General features: G+C 60.9%; 19 protein-coding genes. 11 read left to right on the plus strand and 8 right to left on the minus strand.

All coding sequences use genetic code 11. The annotated features are described in order from the left end of the window. The first annotated feature begins 238 nt into the window (after window positions 1-238). The 3 genes from KGA89_RS23810 (at window position 239) to KGA89_RS23820 (ending at window position 1,952) form a co-directional block, all read left to right on the plus strand. On the plus strand, window positions 239-382 hold the full coding sequence (locus KGA89_RS23810) for a hypothetical protein (RefSeq protein ID WP_003204853.1): 144 nt from the start codon (window positions 239-241) through the stop codon (window positions 380-382). Between the two features lie 37 nt (window positions 383-419). Then, window positions 420-650 (plus strand): hypothetical protein, encoded by a 231-nt coding sequence (locus tag KGA89_RS23815; protein WP_003204855.1) that lies wholly within the window; start codon window positions 420-422, stop codon window positions 648-650. 102 nt (window positions 651-752) lie between these two features. Further along, the gene (locus KGA89_RS23820) at window positions 753-1,952 is read left to right on the plus strand and encodes an MFS transporter (RefSeq protein WP_053163158.1); all 1,200 of its coding nucleotides are present in this window, start codon (window positions 753-755) and stop codon (window positions 1,950-1,952) included. On the opposite strand, the gene arfB is transcribed toward KGA89_RS23820, so the two are convergent. Beyond that, the gene (gene arfB, locus KGA89_RS23825; RefSeq protein WP_013694088.1) at window positions 1,949-2,362 is read right to left on the minus strand and encodes an alternative ribosome rescue aminoacyl-tRNA hydrolase ArfB; all 414 of its coding nucleotides are present in this window, start codon (window positions 2,360-2,362) and stop codon (window positions 1,949-1,951) included. The two genes, KGA89_RS23820 and arfB, sit on opposite strands and share 4 nt — an antisense overlap. 188 nt (window positions 2,363-2,550) lie before the next feature. Further along, window positions 2,551-3,972 carry an amino acid permease gene (locus tag KGA89_RS23830; RefSeq protein ID WP_223472683.1) on the minus strand — a complete coding sequence of 474 codons (1,422 nt, stop codon included), beginning with the start codon at window positions 3,970-3,972 and terminating at the stop codon, window positions 2,551-2,553. A gap of 658 nt (window positions 3,973-4,630) precedes the next feature. Here KGA89_RS23830 and KGA89_RS23835 point away from each other — a divergent pair. Next, window positions 4,631-4,768 carry a hypothetical protein gene (locus KGA89_RS23835; protein ID WP_003178782.1) on the plus strand — a complete coding sequence of 46 codons (138 nt, stop codon included), beginning with the start codon at window positions 4,631-4,633 and terminating at the stop codon, window positions 4,766-4,768. Window positions 4,769-4,860: 92 nt separating this feature from the next. Beyond that, a complete protein-coding gene (locus tag KGA89_RS23840) occupies window positions 4,861-5,826 on the plus strand; it encodes a hypothetical protein (RefSeq protein WP_003204863.1) in 966 nt (321 codons plus the stop codon). Window positions 5,827-6,034: 208 nt separating this feature from the next. Here KGA89_RS23840 and rluB read toward each other — a convergent pair whose 3' ends face one another. The 5 genes from rluB to KGA89_RS23865 all read right to left on the minus strand — a co-directional run bounded on the left by rluB (window position 6,035) and on the right by KGA89_RS23865 (window position 10,929). Further along, the gene (rluB, locus tag KGA89_RS23845; protein ID WP_003204865.1) at window positions 6,035-7,270 is read right to left on the minus strand and encodes a 23S rRNA pseudouridine(2605) synthase RluB; all 1,236 of its coding nucleotides are present in this window, start codon (window positions 7,268-7,270) and stop codon (window positions 6,035-6,037) included. A 350-nt stretch (window positions 7,271-7,620) separates the two neighbouring features. Then, window positions 7,621-8,580 carry an SMC-Scp complex subunit ScpB gene (gene scpB / locus KGA89_RS23850; RefSeq protein ID WP_223472684.1) on the minus strand — a complete coding sequence of 320 codons (960 nt, stop codon included), beginning with the start codon at window positions 8,578-8,580 and terminating at the stop codon, window positions 7,621-7,623. Between the two features lie 11 nt (window positions 8,581-8,591). Next, on the minus strand, window positions 8,592-9,290 hold the full coding sequence (locus KGA89_RS23855) for a segregation and condensation protein A (protein WP_165826070.1): 699 nt from the start codon (window positions 9,288-9,290) through the stop codon (window positions 8,592-8,594). A 132-nt stretch (window positions 9,291-9,422) separates the two neighbouring features. Beyond that, window positions 9,423-10,052, minus strand: coding sequence for an L-threonylcarbamoyladenylate synthase (locus KGA89_RS23860; RefSeq protein WP_003204870.1), 630 nt, complete (start codon window positions 10,050-10,052; stop codon window positions 9,423-9,425). 13 nt (window positions 10,053-10,065) lie between these two features. Then, window positions 10,066-10,929, minus strand: coding sequence for a PHP domain-containing protein (locus KGA89_RS23865; protein ID WP_003204872.1), 864 nt, complete (start codon window positions 10,927-10,929; stop codon window positions 10,066-10,068). Window positions 10,930-11,016: 87 nt separating this feature from the next. On the opposite strand from KGA89_RS23865, the gene KGA89_RS23870 reads away from it, so the two are divergent. The 6 genes from KGA89_RS23870 to KGA89_RS23895 all read left to right on the plus strand — a co-directional run bounded on the left by KGA89_RS23870 (window position 11,017) and on the right by KGA89_RS23895 (window position 15,213). Next, the gene (locus tag KGA89_RS23870) at window positions 11,017-11,613 is read left to right on the plus strand and encodes a septation protein A (protein ID WP_003204874.1); all 597 of its coding nucleotides are present in this window, start codon (window positions 11,017-11,019) and stop codon (window positions 11,611-11,613) included. 1 nt (window position 11,614) lies between these two features. After that, window positions 11,615-11,914: a YciI family protein gene (locus tag KGA89_RS23875; RefSeq protein ID WP_003204875.1), complete on the plus strand. Its 300-nt coding sequence runs from the start codon at window positions 11,615-11,617 to the stop codon at window positions 11,912-11,914. A 107-nt stretch (window positions 11,915-12,021) separates the two neighbouring features. Beyond that, window positions 12,022-12,432 carry a hypothetical protein gene (locus KGA89_RS23880; RefSeq protein ID WP_003204877.1) on the plus strand — a complete coding sequence of 137 codons (411 nt, stop codon included), beginning with the start codon at window positions 12,022-12,024 and terminating at the stop codon, window positions 12,430-12,432. Window positions 12,433-12,439: 7 nt separating this feature from the next. Beyond that, on the plus strand, window positions 12,440-13,117 hold the full coding sequence (locus tag KGA89_RS23885; RefSeq protein WP_100264195.1) for a response regulator transcription factor: 678 nt from the start codon (window positions 12,440-12,442) through the stop codon (window positions 13,115-13,117). A gap of 252 nt (window positions 13,118-13,369) precedes the next feature. Then, complete coding sequence (locus tag KGA89_RS23890) at window positions 13,370-13,807, plus strand: Spy/CpxP family protein refolding chaperone (RefSeq protein ID WP_100264196.1); 438 nt, start codon at window positions 13,370-13,372, stop codon at window positions 13,805-13,807. A 65-nt stretch (window positions 13,808-13,872) separates the two neighbouring features. Then, window positions 13,873-15,213 carry a sensor histidine kinase gene (locus KGA89_RS23895; RefSeq protein WP_003204884.1) on the plus strand — a complete coding sequence of 447 codons (1,341 nt, stop codon included), beginning with the start codon at window positions 13,873-13,875 and terminating at the stop codon, window positions 15,211-15,213. A 122-nt stretch (window positions 15,214-15,335) separates the two neighbouring features. On the opposite strand, the gene KGA89_RS23900 is transcribed toward KGA89_RS23895, so the two are convergent. Beyond that, window positions 15,336-16,940, minus strand: coding sequence for a hypothetical protein (locus tag KGA89_RS23900; protein WP_223472685.1), 1,605 nt, complete (start codon window positions 16,938-16,940; stop codon window positions 15,336-15,338). Between the last annotated feature and the right edge of the window lie 166 nt (window positions 16,941-17,106).

Below are 17,106 nucleotides of genomic sequence, written 5' to 3' on the forward strand. Positions count from 1 at the left end.
GCCTTGCAGAGGCATTCTTGAGCCTTGCCGACCACTGGTAACGGCCGGTAGCCGGGGCTGAAAAAGTTGCGCCAGGACGCCGCACGGAGGGATTGGTCATGACTTGTCCAGACAATCCCTTTTGTCGGCCCGACGGGATTTAAAAGTCTTTTTGTCATTTCTCCTGCTGTATCCTGCCCAGGCTTTGTAAAAGCGCGGATCTACCAGATCTATCCACAGACTTTGCGAGGAGCGCGATATGCACGAGATCCCTAATCTCCCCTTCCCAAGCCTGCACGACACTGAGCAGACGACCACGCTACAAGCCGGGGGGCAAGCAGACGCCCAGCAACCCGAGCCTAAAGAAGCCACTGAACGCCGCCAGGCCGACAGCGAAGACTGATTGACCCGCACCACCAGACCGTGTGGAAAGCGCTAAGATGCGCTTTCCACACTGCCTGAATCCCGAGCCCTCCATGACCGATGACACCCCTCCATTCAGCGAAGCCCAGGCCAGCGTGCTGATCGGCACTGCCGAAAAAATGGTCGAGATCTGGACCCGCCTTCCTGCCGAGAAACAAGCAGCCCTGCTGGCGCGCTTTGGCAGCGAAGAAAACGCCATCGCCGCACTGGTGACCACACGCCTGGTCAGCGGTGAGAACGGCAGCTGAACCACCATTGGGCAAATAGTTTTACTTTTCCCCGCCCTGACCCCACGGTCGCCGTTATCATAAGCAGCCTACCTATCCTGCTGCTCCGTGGACCTTTACCCCATGTCAGATTCCCAGCGCCCCCTGGCGGTCACGCTGCAAGTCGTTTCCATCGTCCTGTTCACATTCATCGGCTACCTGAATATCGGCATTCCCCTGGCCGTACTGCCCGGGTTCGTCCACGGCGAACTGGGCTTCGGCGCGGTGATCGCCGGGTTGGTGATCAGCGTGCAATACCTGGCCACTCTGCTCAGTCGTCCTTATGCAGGGCGAATCATCGATAACCTGGGAAGCAAGCGCGCGGTGATGTTCGGCCTCGCCGGCTGCGGGCTGAGTGGTGTGTTCATGCTGGTGTCTACCTGGACGCCCCACCTGCCAACGTTCAGCCTGATCAGCCTGCTGATCGGTCGCCTGGTGCTCGGTAGCGCGGAAAGCCTGGTGGGCTCCGGTTCGATTGGCTGGGGCATCGGCCGAGTCGGCGCGGCGAATACCGCCAAGGTGATTTCCTGGAACGGTATCGCCAGTTACGGCGCGCTGGCGATTGGCGCACCGCTGGGGGTGTGGCTGGTCAATGCGCTAGGGCTGTGGAGCATGGGCGTGAGCATTATCTTGCTCGGCTTGCTGGGGTTGGCATTGGCCTGGCGCAAAACCGCCGCGCCCATCGTCACTGGCGAACGCCTGCCGTTCATGCACGTGCTGGGGCGTGTGCTGCCACACGGCTGCGGCCTGGCCCTGGGTTCCATCGGGTTTGGCACCATCGCGACCTTCATCACCCTGTACTACGCCACCCAGCACTGGGACAACGCCGTGCTGTGCCTGAGCCTGTTCGGCGCCAGCTTCATCGGCGCCCGCCTGCTGTTCGGCAACCTGATCAACCGTCTGGGCGGCTTTCGTGTGGCGATTGCCTGCCTGTCGGTGGAAACCCTGGGCCTGTTGCTGTTGTGGCTCGCACCGGATGCCCACTGGGCCCTGGCGGGCGCGGCGTTGAGCGGCTTCGGCTTTTCCCTGGTGTTTCCGGCGCTGGGCGTGGAAGCGGTCAACCTGGTGCCGGCCTCCAGCCGCGGGGCGGCGGTGGGTGCTTATTCACTGTTCATTGATTTGTCGCTGGGGATCACCGGACCGCTGGCCGGTGCGATTGCTGCGGGCTTCGGCTTTGCCTCGATCTTTCTATTCGCCGCACTGGCGGCCCTGGGCGGGTTGGCATTGAGCGTCTACCTGTACCGACAGGCGCCGAGGCATCGCCAGGAACGGGAGAAAAGCTAGAAGTCCACCTTGCCGCGCCCGGCCTTGATCGAGCCGCGCTTGGTCTTGGATTCCAGGCGACGCTTTTTCGAACCCAGGGTCGGTTTGGTCGGACGGCGCTTCTTTTCGACCTTGGTGGCGCTGAGGATCAGCTCGGTCAGGCGTTCCAGGGCATCGGCCCGGTTCTGTTCCTGAGTGCGGTATTGCTGGGCCTTGATGATCAATACACCATCGCTGGTAATGCGACTGTCGCGCAGGGCCAGCAGCCGCTCCTTGTAGAACTCGGGCAGCGACGAGGCCGGAATGTCGAAGCGCAAATGCACGGCGCTGGAAACCTTGTTGACGTTCTGCCCCCCTGCCCCTTGGGCGCGGATGGCCGTCAGCTCGATCTCGGCGTCCGGGATGTGCACGGTGTTGGAAATCGCCAGCATGGAAAGTATCCGGTATCAGGACCCACAGGATACTCGAAACCGCTGGAATGAGGCTTGTGAGAGCCTGGCCTGTGGAGAGGTCTGTGGGAGCAAGGCCTTGCTTCCACAGACCTTGTTCCCACAGATTTTGTACCTTCCTTGAACGACAAACCCGGCACTTGGCCGGGTTTGTTGTATTTCAGGCTTGCTTACTTGGTGGCAGCCGCTACAGCCAGTTCATGCCGGGCACTGCGCTTGTTCTTGATCACGTAGCACACCCACATGAACACCACCCACACCGGAATCGCATAGACCGATACCTGGATGCCGGGGATCAGCAACATCACGCCCAGGATGAACACCACGAACGCCAGGCAGATGTAGTTGCCGTACGGGTACCACAGCGCCTTGAACAGCGGCGTCTGGCGGGTCTGGTTCATGTGCTGGCGGAACTTGAAGTGCGAGTAGCTGATCATCGCCCAGTTGATCACCAGGGTCGCGACCACCAGCGACATCAGCAGCTCCAGCGCATGCTGCGGGATCAGGTAGTTCAACAGCACCGCCACCAGCGTGACAGCCGCCGACGCGAGGATCGAACGCACCGGCACGCCGCGCTTGTCGATCTTGGACAAGGCCTTGGGCGCATCGCCCTGCTCGGCCATGCCCAGCAACATGCGGCTGTTGCAATAGGTGCCGCTGTTGTACACCGACAGCGCGGCGGTGAGCACCACGAAGTTGAGGATATGCGCCGCAGTGTTGCTGCCCAGCATCGAGAACACCTGCACGAACGGGCTGCCGCTGTAGGCATCGCCGGAAGCGTTGAGCGTGGTCAGCAGGCTGTCCCAAGGGGTCAGGGACAACAGCACCACGAGCGCACCGATGTAGAAAATCAGGATCCGGTAGATCACCTGGTTGATGGCCTTGGGGATCACGGTTTTCGGTTTGTCGGCCTCAGCGGCGGTGAAACCGAGCATTTCCAGGCCACCGAAAGAGAACATGATGATCGCCATGGCCATCACCAGCCCGCTCACACCGTTGGGGAAGAACCCGCCGTGGGACCACAGGTTGGTCACCGACGCCTGCGGCCCGCCATGGCCACTGACCAGCAAATAGCTGCCCAGGGCAATCATGCCGACAATCGCCACGACCTTGATGATCGCGAACCAGAACTCGGCCTCGCCGAAGACTTTGACGTTGGCCAGGTTGATGGCGTTGATCAGGATGAAAAATGCCGCCGCCGAGACCCAGGTCGGAATGTCCGGGGCCCAGTAATGGATGTACTTGCCGACTGCAGTCAGTTCGGACATGCCCACCAGGATGTAGAGAATCCAGCAGTTCCAACCCGAGAGGAACCCGGCGAAACCGCCCCAGTACTTATGGGCAAAGTGGCTGAAGGAACCGGCCACCGGCTCTTCGACGATCATTTCACCCAACTGGCGCATGATCATGAAGGCGATGAAGCCGCAGATGGCGTAGCCAAGGATCATCGACGGGCCGGCTGATTTCAGCACCCCCGCCGAGCCGAGGAACAGGCCGGTGCCGATCGCGCCACCGAGGGCGATCAGTTGAATGTGGCGATTTTTCAGGCTGCGCTTCAGCTCGCCCGAATGCGTATTTTCTACAACGGTCATGCGTCACCTATTTGTTTTTATCTGTGACGAAATCGAACCCGACACGCTTATGACGTGGCGGAGTGAACAAGGCGGATAACCTTGAAAATGCGTGGGTACGCTAAGGGTCACAGTAAAACGCCGCGCATTGTACACTGCGGCCCTCCTGCTGCCAGACACCACCGGATCAGCGTCTTACCCCGCACTTCAGGTATGGCGCGCATCTGACCCTTCCCCTTGGCCTGAAACAAGCGCTGCGAAGTATCAGAAAACTCGTCAAACCGGGGCCCTCGGCAGCTTTTTCTTACAGCCATCCGAAACGCCGATAGAGGCCCGTTCACAAGGCAAAAATCGTCAGCATTCCTTTACGGTGCGTAACGCAAACTTTCCAAGCAGGAAATTTCCGGGGGCTGACTGCAAATTGACGGTAGGTAGCTACCTATTTAAAAAAACACCCAGGCGGCTGTTTTTGAATGACTAATGCCGTCGCTGAAAATGGAACAAAAAGTTCAAACAAAAAAAATAAAATTATTTTTTTGCAATCCAAAAATCCCTCGACTAGGTTTTCAGCGACTTGCCCAGGCATCGTGCCGACAAGTTCTGCGGTGCCGTTGCCGGCCTGTTTCCATTCGCCGAATCGAGCCGCTTATTTCCGTAAAAGTCATCTAGGAGATTCACTATGCAAGCACTGGACAAAGACTTGGAAACCGAACTGCAACTGGACGAATGGTTTGAAGCCCCAACCCATGAAGCCGCCGTTGAAATGATGCAGGCCGATGCCGTCGTTCCATTCGGCACGGCGATGTGGCCTCTGTAGGCACCGCCCGGCGGAGGCGATCCGGCCGGTCGACTCCGCCACTTTTGCCGGTTGTCAGGGACGTTTAATGAACTTGTCAGGGAAGAATAAGCATGGACACACAACGAGCCATCTCACATTTCCTTTACTACCTCGAACACCATCCCGCCCTGGCCGGCATCCAGCCCGCCAAGGTGTTGCTCGGCCATACCGCTGACTACGAAGCGCTGACCGGCGCCATCGCCGAACAGGCCGGCAGCGGCTCGCCCTTCCGGTTCAGCGCCATGCGCCTGGACCTTGAACCCACGGAACGCCTGTCCAAGGCCATTGCCGACAGCGATCTGTATATTTTCTTCTACGACTCCTCCACCCTGCCCAACCCTCGCCCCGACGGCCCGGACTTTGTCCGCGCACTGCAAGGCGTGATGGCCGACAACTGGAAGAAATCGCTGCTGTTCAAGGACTACGGCGACTACTTCTATGACACTTTCAGCGTGATTCCCCAGCGTATCGCCGGGCTCAACAGTCACCTGATCCGGCGCATGTCCCAGGCGACGACCCTGAGTTTCCAGGATGACCACGGTTCGTATTTCGACACCGCCCTGGGCGGCGTGAAGAAATGGACCGACATCAACGGCCTCGGCAACTACGATCTGGCCCCCGGCGAAATCGCTACTCACAGCGACACCATCAATGGCCGAGTGAATTTTGTCGGCACCTTCCTGAGCACCATCCCGTTCGCGCGCAAATACGGCGTCCTGCAATCGCCGCTGGAGCTGTGGATCGAAGACTCCACCATCCAGAAAATCGCCACCGAGGTGCCGGGTCTGGAGCACGACTTCAACAAATACCTGGACGCCAACCCGTCCAACCGCCGCATCGAGGAACTGGGGATCGGCACCAACGAAGGGGTCAAGAGCCTGTACGCCCGCAATGCCGGTTTCGAGGAGCGCCATTGCGGCCTGCACCTGGGGCTCGGCGGCGGGGCCAAGGGCAGCCATCACCTGGATCTGATTTTCGAGAAGGGGATGTTGGCGCTAGATAATGAGCCGATGTTTGATGGGCGGTTTGTGCTTTAGGTTGGGATTTCTGCAAGGCTGATGCCTCCATCGCGAGCAAGCTCGCTCCCACACTGGAACGGTGTCGAACACCTATCTCCATCCACCGAAGATCAACTGTGGGAGCGAGCTTGCTCGCGATAGCGAACTCACCTGCGCCCCATCACTAAAGTCTGCTCAAAAAAAAAGCCAACTCGAAAGTTGGCTTTTTTTCATGGGCGCTCGCCGATCACTCCGGCTTACGACGCCCAAACCCCGGACGCTGTCCCGAACCTGCCGGTGCACCACGGCGTTTACCCGATGGCGCATCGCGATCGGCCAGGACGATACCCGGGCGCTTTTTCGGCGCGGGCTTGGCCGGGCGCTTGGTGTCGGCCGGGCGATCGGCGACTGGCGTACCGCGGCCAGCCGGAGCACCGCGCCCTTCACCACGTTCAGTCCGACCGTTGGCCGGACGCGGCGTGCGTGGACCACGCTCACCGTCCTGACGCGGAGCAGGCTTGCGGGCCGGGCGTTCGCCTTCGATCTGCGGCTCGCGCGAAGGACGCGGACCGGTCGGTGCGCCTTCGGCAGCCGGACGCAGCGTACGCACGCGCTCGGTCTTGCCCATCGGGCGCGAGGATTTACGCTGCATCCGCTCCAGCTTGTCCTTGCTCTTGGCGGTCATCTGCGGCATTGCCACGGGCTTGAGGCCCACTTCGGCTGCCAGGATGTCGACTTCGTACTGGCTCATTTCGCGCCAGCGGCCCATCGGCAGGTCGGAATTGAGGAACACCGGACCGAAACGCACGCGCTTGAGGCGGCTGACCACCAGCCCCTGGGATTCCCACAGGCGACGTACTTCACGGTTACGACCTTCCATCACCACGCAGTGGTACCAGTGGTTGAAGCCTTCACCGCCGGGCGCCTGCTTGATGTCGGTGAAACGCGCCGGGCCGTCTTCCAGCACGACGCCGGCCTTGAGGCGCTCGATCATCTCGTCGTCGACTTCGCCACGCACACGCACGGCGTATTCGCGGTCCATCTCGTAGGACGGGTGCATCAAGCGGTTGGCCAGTTCACCGTCGGTGGTGAACATCAGCAAACCGGTGGTGTTGATGTCCAGGCGACCGATGTTGATCCAACGGCCTTCTTTGGGACGCGGCATCTTGTCGAACACGGTCGGACGGCCTTCCGGGTCGTCACGGGTGCAGATCTCGCCGTCGGGCTTGTTGTACATGATCACGCGACGCACCGTTTCGGCGGCCTCTTCGCGCTTGATCACCTTGCCATCGATGGTGATGGCGTCGTGCATGTCGACACGCAGGCCCAAGGTGGCATCTTTGCCATTGACCTTGATCCGGCCCTGGGTGATCCAGGCTTCCACGTCACGGCGCGAGCCGACGCCGATACGGGCGAGGACTTTTTGCAGCTTTTCGCCTGCTGGGCCGATTTCCTGGCTGTCGTTCTGGTCTTGGTCTTTCATTCTGGGCACCTCCCGGTGTGGTCGAGCCAGGCTTGGCCTGACGCTTTGAAAACGGGTCTTCGACGAAGGGATCGCCAAAGGGTCGCGAATCATACGCTCGTTGAGGCGATTGCGCATCAGAGACTAGCTGATCAACGCGCGCCCGGCGCTTTTTCCGCCGACCGGTGCGGCGCACGAATCATGTGGGAGCGAGCCTGCTCGCGATTGCCGGTGTTGACTGTCAGACCGCTATCGCGAGCAAGCTCGCTCCCACAGGGATTGGGATGCACCGGGTTCCTGTGACCGCCGCAGATCCACTGTGGGAGCGAGCTTGCTCGCGATAGCGGAGGTCCAATCACCAAAAAATCGGATCAGTCGTCGAACTGTCGCCGTTCGTTCTCGATCGCTTCGGCCAAGGCCCGGGCTTCGGCTTCTTCATCACTCAGTTCGGGTTCCGGCAGCTGGAGGGCGGCGACGGCGACCAGCAGCTTTTCCCGGGCTTGGGCAACGCCGAGGATGTCTTCTTCCGGCTCCGGTTCCGCTTCTGGCTCTGGCTCTGGTTCCGCCTCGCTGTCAGGCTCCGGCAACTCATCTGTCTCGCTTTCTGGCCTCGGCCCCTCACGCAGCAGGTCGTCGAAATCGGTCTTCAAGCCCTCCTCCATGGTGTCCAGCTCCAGCAACAACGAGTGGAAACTGGTCTCTTCCTTCGGCTCCTCGGGCTCGGCACTGGCGTCGGCCAGTTCCTGCAGGCCCTGGGGCACCGGGGCGTCGTCGAACTCCAGCATAGGCTCGGGTTCCAGCTCCCGCAGTTCGGCCAGCGGCGGCAGGTCATCGAGGTTCTTCAGGTTGAAGTGATCGAGAAAGGCCTTGGTGGTGGCGAACATCGCCGGTTTGCCGGGCACATCGCGATAGCCAACGACACGGATCCACTCGCGCTCCAGCAACGTCTTGACGATATGGCTGTTGACCGCCACGCCACGCACATCTTCGATCTCGCCACGGGTGATCGGTTGGCGGTAGGCAATCAACGCCATGGTTTCGAGCATGGCGCGGGAATAGCGCTGCGGCCGCTCCTCCCACAAGCGCCCGACCCATGGCGCGAACTTCTCGCGGATCTGCAGGCGATAACCGGACGCCACTTCCTTGAGTTCGAAGGCCCGCCCCTCGCAGGATTTGCCCAACAGCGTCAGGGCTTTCTTGAATACGGCCGGCTCAGGTCGCTCGCCTTCTTCAAAGAGTTCGAACAGGCGCTCCATCGATTGCGGCTTTCCCGAGGCCAACAGGAAAGCTTCAAGCAAGGGGGCCAGCTCGCGGGGTTCAGTCAGATTCATTGATTTGCTCGTTATTCGGCTCGTGCCCGCACGTGGATCGCTGCGAACGGCTCATTCTGCACCAGCTCGACCAAGGATTCCTTGACCAATTCCAGGACCGCCATAAACGTCACGACGACACCCAAGCGCCCCTCCTCGGCGGTGAACAGCTCGACGAACGGCACGAAGCCGCCGCCCTTGAGCCGCTCCAGCACATCGCTCATGCGCTCGCGGGTGGACAGCGCTTCGCGGCTGACCTGGTGACTTTCAAACATATCGCCCCGTCGCAGGACCTCGGCCATGGACATCAGCAACTCTTCCAGGCTCACATCCGGCAGCAACTTGCGCGCCCGCGCCTCGGGGGCATCGAGCTTGGGCACCACCACGTCGCGCCCGACCCGGTTCAATCCATCGAGGCCTTCGGCTGCGACCTTGAAGCGTTCGTACTCCTGCAAGCGGCGGATCAGTTCGGCCCGCGGGTCGTCTTCTTCCGCTTCGACCTCTGCCGAGCGCGGCAGCAGCATCCGCGACTTGATCTCGGCCAGCATGGCCGCCATCACCAGGTACTCGGCCGCCAGTTCCAGGCGCACCGACTGCATCAACTCGACGTAGCCCATGTACTGGCGGGTGATTTCCGCCACCGGGATGTCGAGGATGTTGATGTTCTGTTTGCGGATCAGGTACAGCAGCAGGTCAAGCGGCCCCTCGAAGGCCTCGAGGAACACTTCCAGCGCATCTGGCGGAATGTACAGGTCCAGAGGCATTTCCATGACCGCCTGGCCATAGACCATGGCGAACGGCAGCTCCTGCTGCGCGCCGGCCTGGCTGTCTGTACGGTCCACGGCGGTTTCCACGGCGGACATTCAGGCCTCGACCATGAACGGCGTCGGATCGCCACAACCGACACGCACCACCTGGGGCTCGCCATCGGCCAGGTTGATCACCGTGGACGCCGACATGCCGCCGAAACCGCCGTCGATGATCAGGTCCACCTGATGCTCGAGGATCTGGCGCATTTCATAGGGATCGGTCAACGGCTCGCTCTCGCCGGGCATGATCAGCGTCACGCTCATCAGCGGCTCACCCAGTTCCGCCAGCAGCGCCAGGGCAATGGGATGGCTCGGCACCCGCAGGCCGATGGTGCGTTTTTTCGGGTGCAGCAACAGCCGCGGGACTTCCCGCGTGGCATTGAGAATAAAGGTGTATGGCCCCGGCAAATGCGCCTTGAGCAGGCGGAAGGTGCCGGTGTCGATCTTGGCGAACAGGCCCAACTGCGACAGGTCGCTGCAGATGAGCGCGAAGTTGTGCTTGTCGTCCAGTTGACGCAGGCGTCGTACCCGCTCCACGGCATTCTTGTCGCCGATCTGGCAACCGATGGCGTAGGACGAGTCGGTGGGATAGACCACCACGCCACCGCCACGAATGATTTCCACGGCCTGTTTGATCAGGCGCGCTTGCGGGTTTTCCGGATGAATCTGGAAAAATTGACTCACGTGTTCTACCTGTTCAGACGGCGGCGGTAACGGGATCATGTTTGAATCTACACCATAGTGGTGGCAGATCTTCCGGCAACGGGCGGTATTCGCCAATCTCGGACCAGCCCCCAGGGCCATGGAAATCACTGCCGGCGGTAACCAGCAGGCCGAACTCACGGGCCAGTATCGCCAGGCTGCCGACCTGCTCGGCAGGCTGATGGCCGTTGACCACCTCAATGGCATGGCCCCCCGCTTGAATATAGTCGGCGACCAGGCGACGGCGCTTGCTGCGAGTGAAGTCATAATGCCATGGATGTGCCAGGCTGACCCATGCGCCAGCGGCCCGCAGGGTCTCGACGGTTTCTTCCAGCGTCGGCCAGTGCTGCTTGACGTCCCCCAGCTTGCCGGCCCCCAGCCATTTGCGAAACGCTTCGGCCCGGTCCTTGACGAACCCTTCGCGCACCATCCAATCGGCAAAATGTGGGCGGGCCGGTGCGTTGCCGCTGTCGCCCAGTTCCTGCTGGATCTGCCGGGCGCCGTCCAGCGCACCGGGCATGCCCTTGAGGGCCAGCTTGCGGCTGATCTCTTCGGAACGCAGCCAGCGCCCGTCGCGCAGCTGTGCGATGGCCTGGACCAAAGCGGGCGCATTCACATCGAAACCATAGCCCAGCACATGAATGGTCGCCCCGCCCCAGGTACACGACAACTCGACCCCATTGACCAGCTGCATGCCCAGCGCCGTGGCGGCGCTGCGGGCCTCGTCGAGGCCCTCGAGGGTGTCGTGATCGGTCAGGGCCAGGACTCGCACGCCGTGCTCGAACGCCCGCGCCACCAGAACCGCAGGCGCCAGGGCGCCATCGGAGGCCGTGCTATGGCAGTGCAAATCAACATTCACGAGAGTTTGTTACCTCAAATCAGCTGGCCCTATCGCGGCCAAGGATGTTTGTTATTATGCCGCCACATCCTGCTTCTGGCTGCCACTGTGAAACAATTCATCGACTTCATCCCGCTCCTGCTGTTTTTCATCGTCTACAAACTTGATCCCCGGGCCGTCGACTTCGCCGGTCATTCCTTGACTGTAGGCGGTATTTACAGCGCCACCGCAGTGCTGATCATCAGCTCCCTGGTGGTCTACGGCGCACTCTTCGTGTCCCAGCGCAAGCTGGAGAAGAGCCAGTGGCTGACCCTGATCGCCTGCCTCGTGTTCGGCAGCCTGACCCTGGCCTTCCACAGCGAAACCTTCCTCAAGTGGAAGGCCCCGGTGGTCAACTGGCTGTTCGCCCTGGCCTTCATAGGCAGCCACTTCATCGGTGACCGCTTGCTGATCAAGCGCATCATGGGCCATGCCATCAACCTGCCGGAACTGATCTGGACCCGGTTGAACATCGCCTGGATCGCCTTCTTCCTGTTCTGCGGTGCCGCCAACCTGTTCGTTGCGTTCACGTTCCAGGAGTACTGGGTCGACTTCAAGGTCTTCGGTAGCCTGGGCATGACGCTGTTGTTCCTGATTGGCCAGGGTATCTACCTGTCCCGTCATCTGCATGATGCCGACCCCACCACGCCAAAAACCGAGGACTGACATGCTCTACGCAATCATTGCTACCGACGTCGCCAACTCCCTGGAAAAACGCCAGGCCGCTCGTCCCGCGCACCTGGAGCGCCTGCAAAAACTCCAGAACGAAGGCCGCGTAGTGCTGGCCGGCCCGCATCCGGCGGTGGACAGCAACGACCCGGGCGCCGCAGGTTTCAGCGGCAGCCTGATGGTGGTCGAATTCGACTCCCTGTCCGCTGCGCAGCAATGGGCCGAGGCCGACCCGTTCGTTGCGGCCGGCGTCTATGCCAATGTCGTGGTCAAGCCATTCAAGCAAGTCATGCCGTAAATGCCCCTGGCGCGATGAGCCTTCACGGCTCATTGCCCCCAGTTGCTCATCTTTCTCATTTGCCTGCCGACAACCTGTCTAATCTCGATTGGAATTCAGGAGTTGCAATGCGCAAAGGTCCGTTGTGCCTGTTATTGGTCACGTTGGCGATCGGGGCACCCGCCCATGGCGAGGAGAACGCCGAGGGCAGTCATTCGACGCCTTTGTCCCTGAGTGCCGGCGGCCAGATCGCCGAACTGCAGCAACGCTTGAAAGACAGCGAACGCCAGCGCGAAGAACTGAGCAAGCAATTGCAAAGCGCCGACACCGAGCGCGAGAGCGCATTGCTGGGCCGGTTGCGCCAGGAGAACCAACGCCTGAAGCTGCAACTCAAGGAAGCCCAGGCCAGCCCCCTGCCACGCCTGTTGACCGATCAACAGCAATGGTTTGTCATCGGTGCCGGGGTAGCGCTATTGGCCCTGCTGTGCGGTATCTTTGCCAGCGGTGGACGTAGACAACGTCGGCAATGGCTAAATTGAGTGAGTCATGAGCGAGCTGTTACTGATAGACGATGACCAGGAGCTGTGCGAGCTCCTTGTAAGCTGGTTGAGCCAGGAAGGTTTTCAGGTCCGGGCCTGTCACGATGGCCAAAGTGCCCGCAAGGCCCTGGCCGAAACCGCCCCGGCAGCCGTGGTACTGGACGTGATGCTGCCCGACGGCAGTGGCCTGGAACTGCTCAAGCAATTGCGCAACGATCACCCGGAGCTGCCGGTGCTGATGCTGTCGGCCCGGGGTGAACCGCTGGACCGTATCCTCGGCCTGGAACTGGGCGCCGATGACTACCTGGCCAAGCCCTGCGACCCACGTGAACTGACCGCCCGCCTGCGCGCCGTGCTGCGCCGCAGCCACCCGACGGCCGTGTCCAGCCAGATCGAACTGGGTGACCTGACTTTCAGCCCGGTGCGCGGCGTGGTCAGCATCGATGAACAGGAACAAACCCTCACCGTTTCCGAAAGCCGCCTGCTCGAAGCGTTGCTCAAGCAGCCGGGCGAGCCGCTGGACAAGCAGGAACTGGCGCAGATCGCCCTGGGCCGCAAGCTGACCCTGTACGACCGCAGCCTCGACATGCACGTGAGCAACCTGCGCAAGAAAATCGGCCCCCACCCCGACGGCCGCCCGCGCATCGTGGCGCTGCGTAGCCGTGGTTACTACTACAGCCTCTGAACACTGCGCCGCGGGGCTGTGGGAGCAAAGCTTGCTCGCGATGCAGGCGCCTGGGTTCCCTCGGAGACCGCGTTATTTTCATCGCGGGCAAGCCTAGCTCCCACAGGGCTTTGTGTCCGGCCCTGCAGATTTGTCAGGTCCGCACCAAACCGTCTTTACCCAAGCTTTACCCACCCCTGACCGCCGCTGACCTTGATCTCCGTAATCTGCACTCATCCGGAACTGACCGGGAACGAGACAAGGAGACACACCATGCGCAAGACCCTTATCGCTCTGATGTTCGCTGCTGCCCTGCCGACCGTCGCCATGGCCATGCCTGGAGACGCCGGCCCGATGGGTCCGATGGATGGCCCGCGCCACGGCGGCATGATGCATGACAAAGGTCCCTTCAGCGACCTGGACCTGAGCCGCGAACAGCGCCAGCAGATTCGCCGGATCATGGGCGAACAGCGCCACGAACAACGCGAACTGGTAGACAAGTACCTGGCCAAGCTGTCGCCAGTCGACCAGAAAGCCATGCAGGACGAAATGGAGGCCCGGCATCAGAAGGTCGATGCCCAGATCCGCGGGCTGTTGAAGCCTGAGCAGCAGAAAGAGTTCGACGCGATCCAGAAGAAACAGGCCGAGCGTCGCGCCGAGTGGGCTGAGTTCAAGGCCTGGAAAGCGCAACAGCCGCAAAAAGCGCAATAATGCATTGACGCCCCCAGCCCAACGGCAAATCGCCGTTGGGCTTTCTTTGTTTTCGAGGATTTACCGTGCGTTCATTGTTCTGGCGCATCCTGGCCAGTTTCTGGCTGGCCATCGCCCTGGTTGCAGGGCTTTCGATCCTGATGGGCCACATGCTCAATCAGGACGCCTGGATCCTCAGCCGCCACCCGGGTCTCAATACCCTGCCCGAAGAGTGGACGCAAACCTACGAAAGCCAGGGCGAGGACGCCGCCCAGGACATCCTGCAACAGCGCAAGCGCCAGTATCACATCGACGTCCAGGTGTTCAACGAAAGCGGCGACCCGGTGGTGCGCGGCACCTTCCCCCATCGCGCCGCGGCCTTCGAAGCTCGGCAGAACAACAACGAGCGACGCCTGCCCTGGCGGCGACTGACCGACGAATTCACCAGCGCCAAAACCGGTGACACGTATCTGTTCATTTACCGCATTCCCCATCCCGAACTGGATGCCTGGCACCGCGACAGCCTGCTCTGGCCCCTCAGTGCGCTGGGGATCGCGCTGGTGGTGCTGACGTTGTTCAGCCTGTTGGTGACGCTTTCCATCACCCGTCCGCTGAGTCGCCTGCGTGGTGCGGTGCATGACCTGGGCCAGGCCGCCTATCAGCAGAACAGCCTCGCCAAGCTGGCCAACCGGCGGGATGAGTTCGGCGTACTGGCCACTGATTTCAACCGCATGGGCGCGCGCCTGCAAAGCTTGATCACCAGCCAGCGACAACTACTGCGCGACGTGTCCCACGAATTGCGCTCGCCCCTGGCCCGGCTGCGCATTGCCTTGGCATTGGCTGAACGGGCCAGCCCCGAGGAACGTGAAAGGCTCTGGCCACGCCTGACCCGCGAATGCGATCGCCTGGAAGCGCTGATCAGTGAAATCCTGGTGCTGGCCCGGGTCGATGCCGACAACGCCAGCGCCGAAGAGGTGGAACTCAACGGCTTGCTGGTCACCCTGCAAAAAGATGCGCAACTGGCCTCACCGGAACAAACCGTGCAACTCGAAACCGAGGCGGACCTGACCCTCAAGGGCTGGCCGACCATGATCGAGCGAGCAGTGGACAACCTGCTGCGCAACGCCCAGCGCTTCAATCCGGCCGGGCAACCCATCGAGATGCGCGCGGCGCGCCAGGGCGACCGGATCCTGATCAGCGTGCGCGACCACGGGCCGGGCGTGGAGGCCGAACACCTGGGGCAATTGGGCGAGCCGTTCTACCGTGCGCCAGGCCAGACCGCCGCCGGCCATGGCCTGGGCCTGGCCATCGCACGCCGCGCCGCCGAACGCCATGGCGGCACGCTGGTGCTGGGCAATCATCCTGGCGGCGGGTTCATCGCAACGCTGGAGCTGCCGTTGGTGCCGGGGGCTGTCGTCCAGCCTTAACCCCCCCCGTGGAAAGGGAGATTGCTTGCTCCCGCTCGGCTGCGCAGCAGCCGCAAACTGGCTGGCAGGGTTTACCTGTTGCACAGCGTTGCCAGTCTCGTCGCATCAATGCCAAGGAAAGGTCATACCTCTTTGATCATCCATCCCCTTGCATAGTCGCTATCCTGGGACAGTAACTCTCGGAGTCCTGTCTTGGGGTTGATTGTATAAACAGTCCTTTCACCAGGACCTTGGTCCGAAGTCCATGCACGCGAGTCACCCAAACCTGGGTCGCCGTCATGGATGGTTCGAAGTGCTCCCCAAGTCACCAGGTCAGGGATGCCCCCTCCGGCGGTCCACGCAGCCCCCGAGCAATTCCAATATGTCTGCCAATCATTGTCTTTGCCTAAGTCAAACAGCAGCCAAACCTTGGAAGTAATGACTCGGTAAGACACGCGTGCACCCATTTGATCTCCAACGGTTATCGTAGCGGTCCCTGAGCGCTTCGATACAACCCGCGGTTCTGATGATGAAAAAAGCTCTGCCACCTCTGGGTCGCTGGAAGTATAGATATAGGGAGGCACACCTCCCGACGGTATCCGCTCTACGAACGCCCCTACTGGCGGACGATCAGGAAACTTATCGGCTCTAAACATTAACTGGTCGAGAATGGCGTCGCTGGTATCGATGCTTAGGGGTTCAGGCATCACGGTCAGGGTGCGTACGTTCGAATATATGTTCGTAGGGTGGTAGAGCGACTTTGCATACAGGCGGCGAGCACCGACCGGGACGGTAATTTCTTTGGTCCATAGGCCAGTTGTCGCATCGGTAAGCGCTTTGCCCTTAGGGACGGCACTGGCTCCGCTGCCGTCGTAGACCTCGATTTCCTTGCCATTACTTGCCTGACCCGACAGCGCCAAGGTGGTGCTGGTTGTTTCGCCTCTGTCAGGAATCTCCTGGCCGGTGGAATCCTTGACATTGGTAAGAGTAGGAGCAATCAGCACGCGGTCCAAATGGATATCCAAGTACTTGATCGACGACTGGTTGGAGTTGCCCAACTGGTCAGTCACCGTGAACTGGAGCGCTGTATTGGGGTTGTCCCCTGCCTGTCTGAATGTGTCGATAAACAGCGTATGCGTCACCGGTCTGGAGGCATCAAATCCGTCAACTGGAACGGTCACATCGCCCACTAAAAACCTGATGCTGTCGTAATCTCGCGGATTGGAATAGGTAAAACCAAACGCCACACCCTGCGCCGTCCGCTCGGCGCTGACCCCATCACGGAGCACATCCGACGGGATCACCAGATCCAGGCCTTGGGGCGCCGGCTCACCCGGTGCCCGTAAGTGATAAAGCACGTGCAGGTCCCTGGATGATTCACCGTTTTGACTGGGACGGGTTACCTTGTAATGCAACCGGTTGATGCCATGCAACAACCGCCCATGGGGTACATACAACTCCATGCGCAGCTGTTCTTCTCCGGGCCCTACATCTTTGCCAGACACCGGAAAGGGATCGTCATTGACGTATAAATCAGCTCGATCATCCACAGCCATTGTCCAGGAAACTCGCTGGAGTTCGCTCCACGGGTCGATCAGACATCTCAGTCCTCTGGGCTGATCGTCGTAAAGGCTCTTGGGGATACCGCCATCCGCAATGCCGGCCGGTTTAACTGGCGTCACCCACCCCATGATGATCACGGGAATCAGATCGAATAGTTCGTTCAAGGCAGGGGATTGAATGTCCATGACGGTTCCTGACAAACGGAGGGCGCGCGGCTTTTCGGCATGGAGCCATGAGACTTCAGGTAGGGGACGCTGGCTACTGTCAGGATTGACAGGTCAGAGCCGATCGCCGACGAACGGTTAGGGAGAGAATGACTGGACGCTGGAGCCAAGCCTTAGAAAAGCGCCC

Origin of the sequence: Pseudomonas sp. A-RE-22, assembly GCF_019956035.1 — a bacterium.
Lineage (GTDB): Bacteria > Pseudomonadota > Gammaproteobacteria > Pseudomonadales > Pseudomonadaceae > Aquipseudomonas > Aquipseudomonas brassicacearum.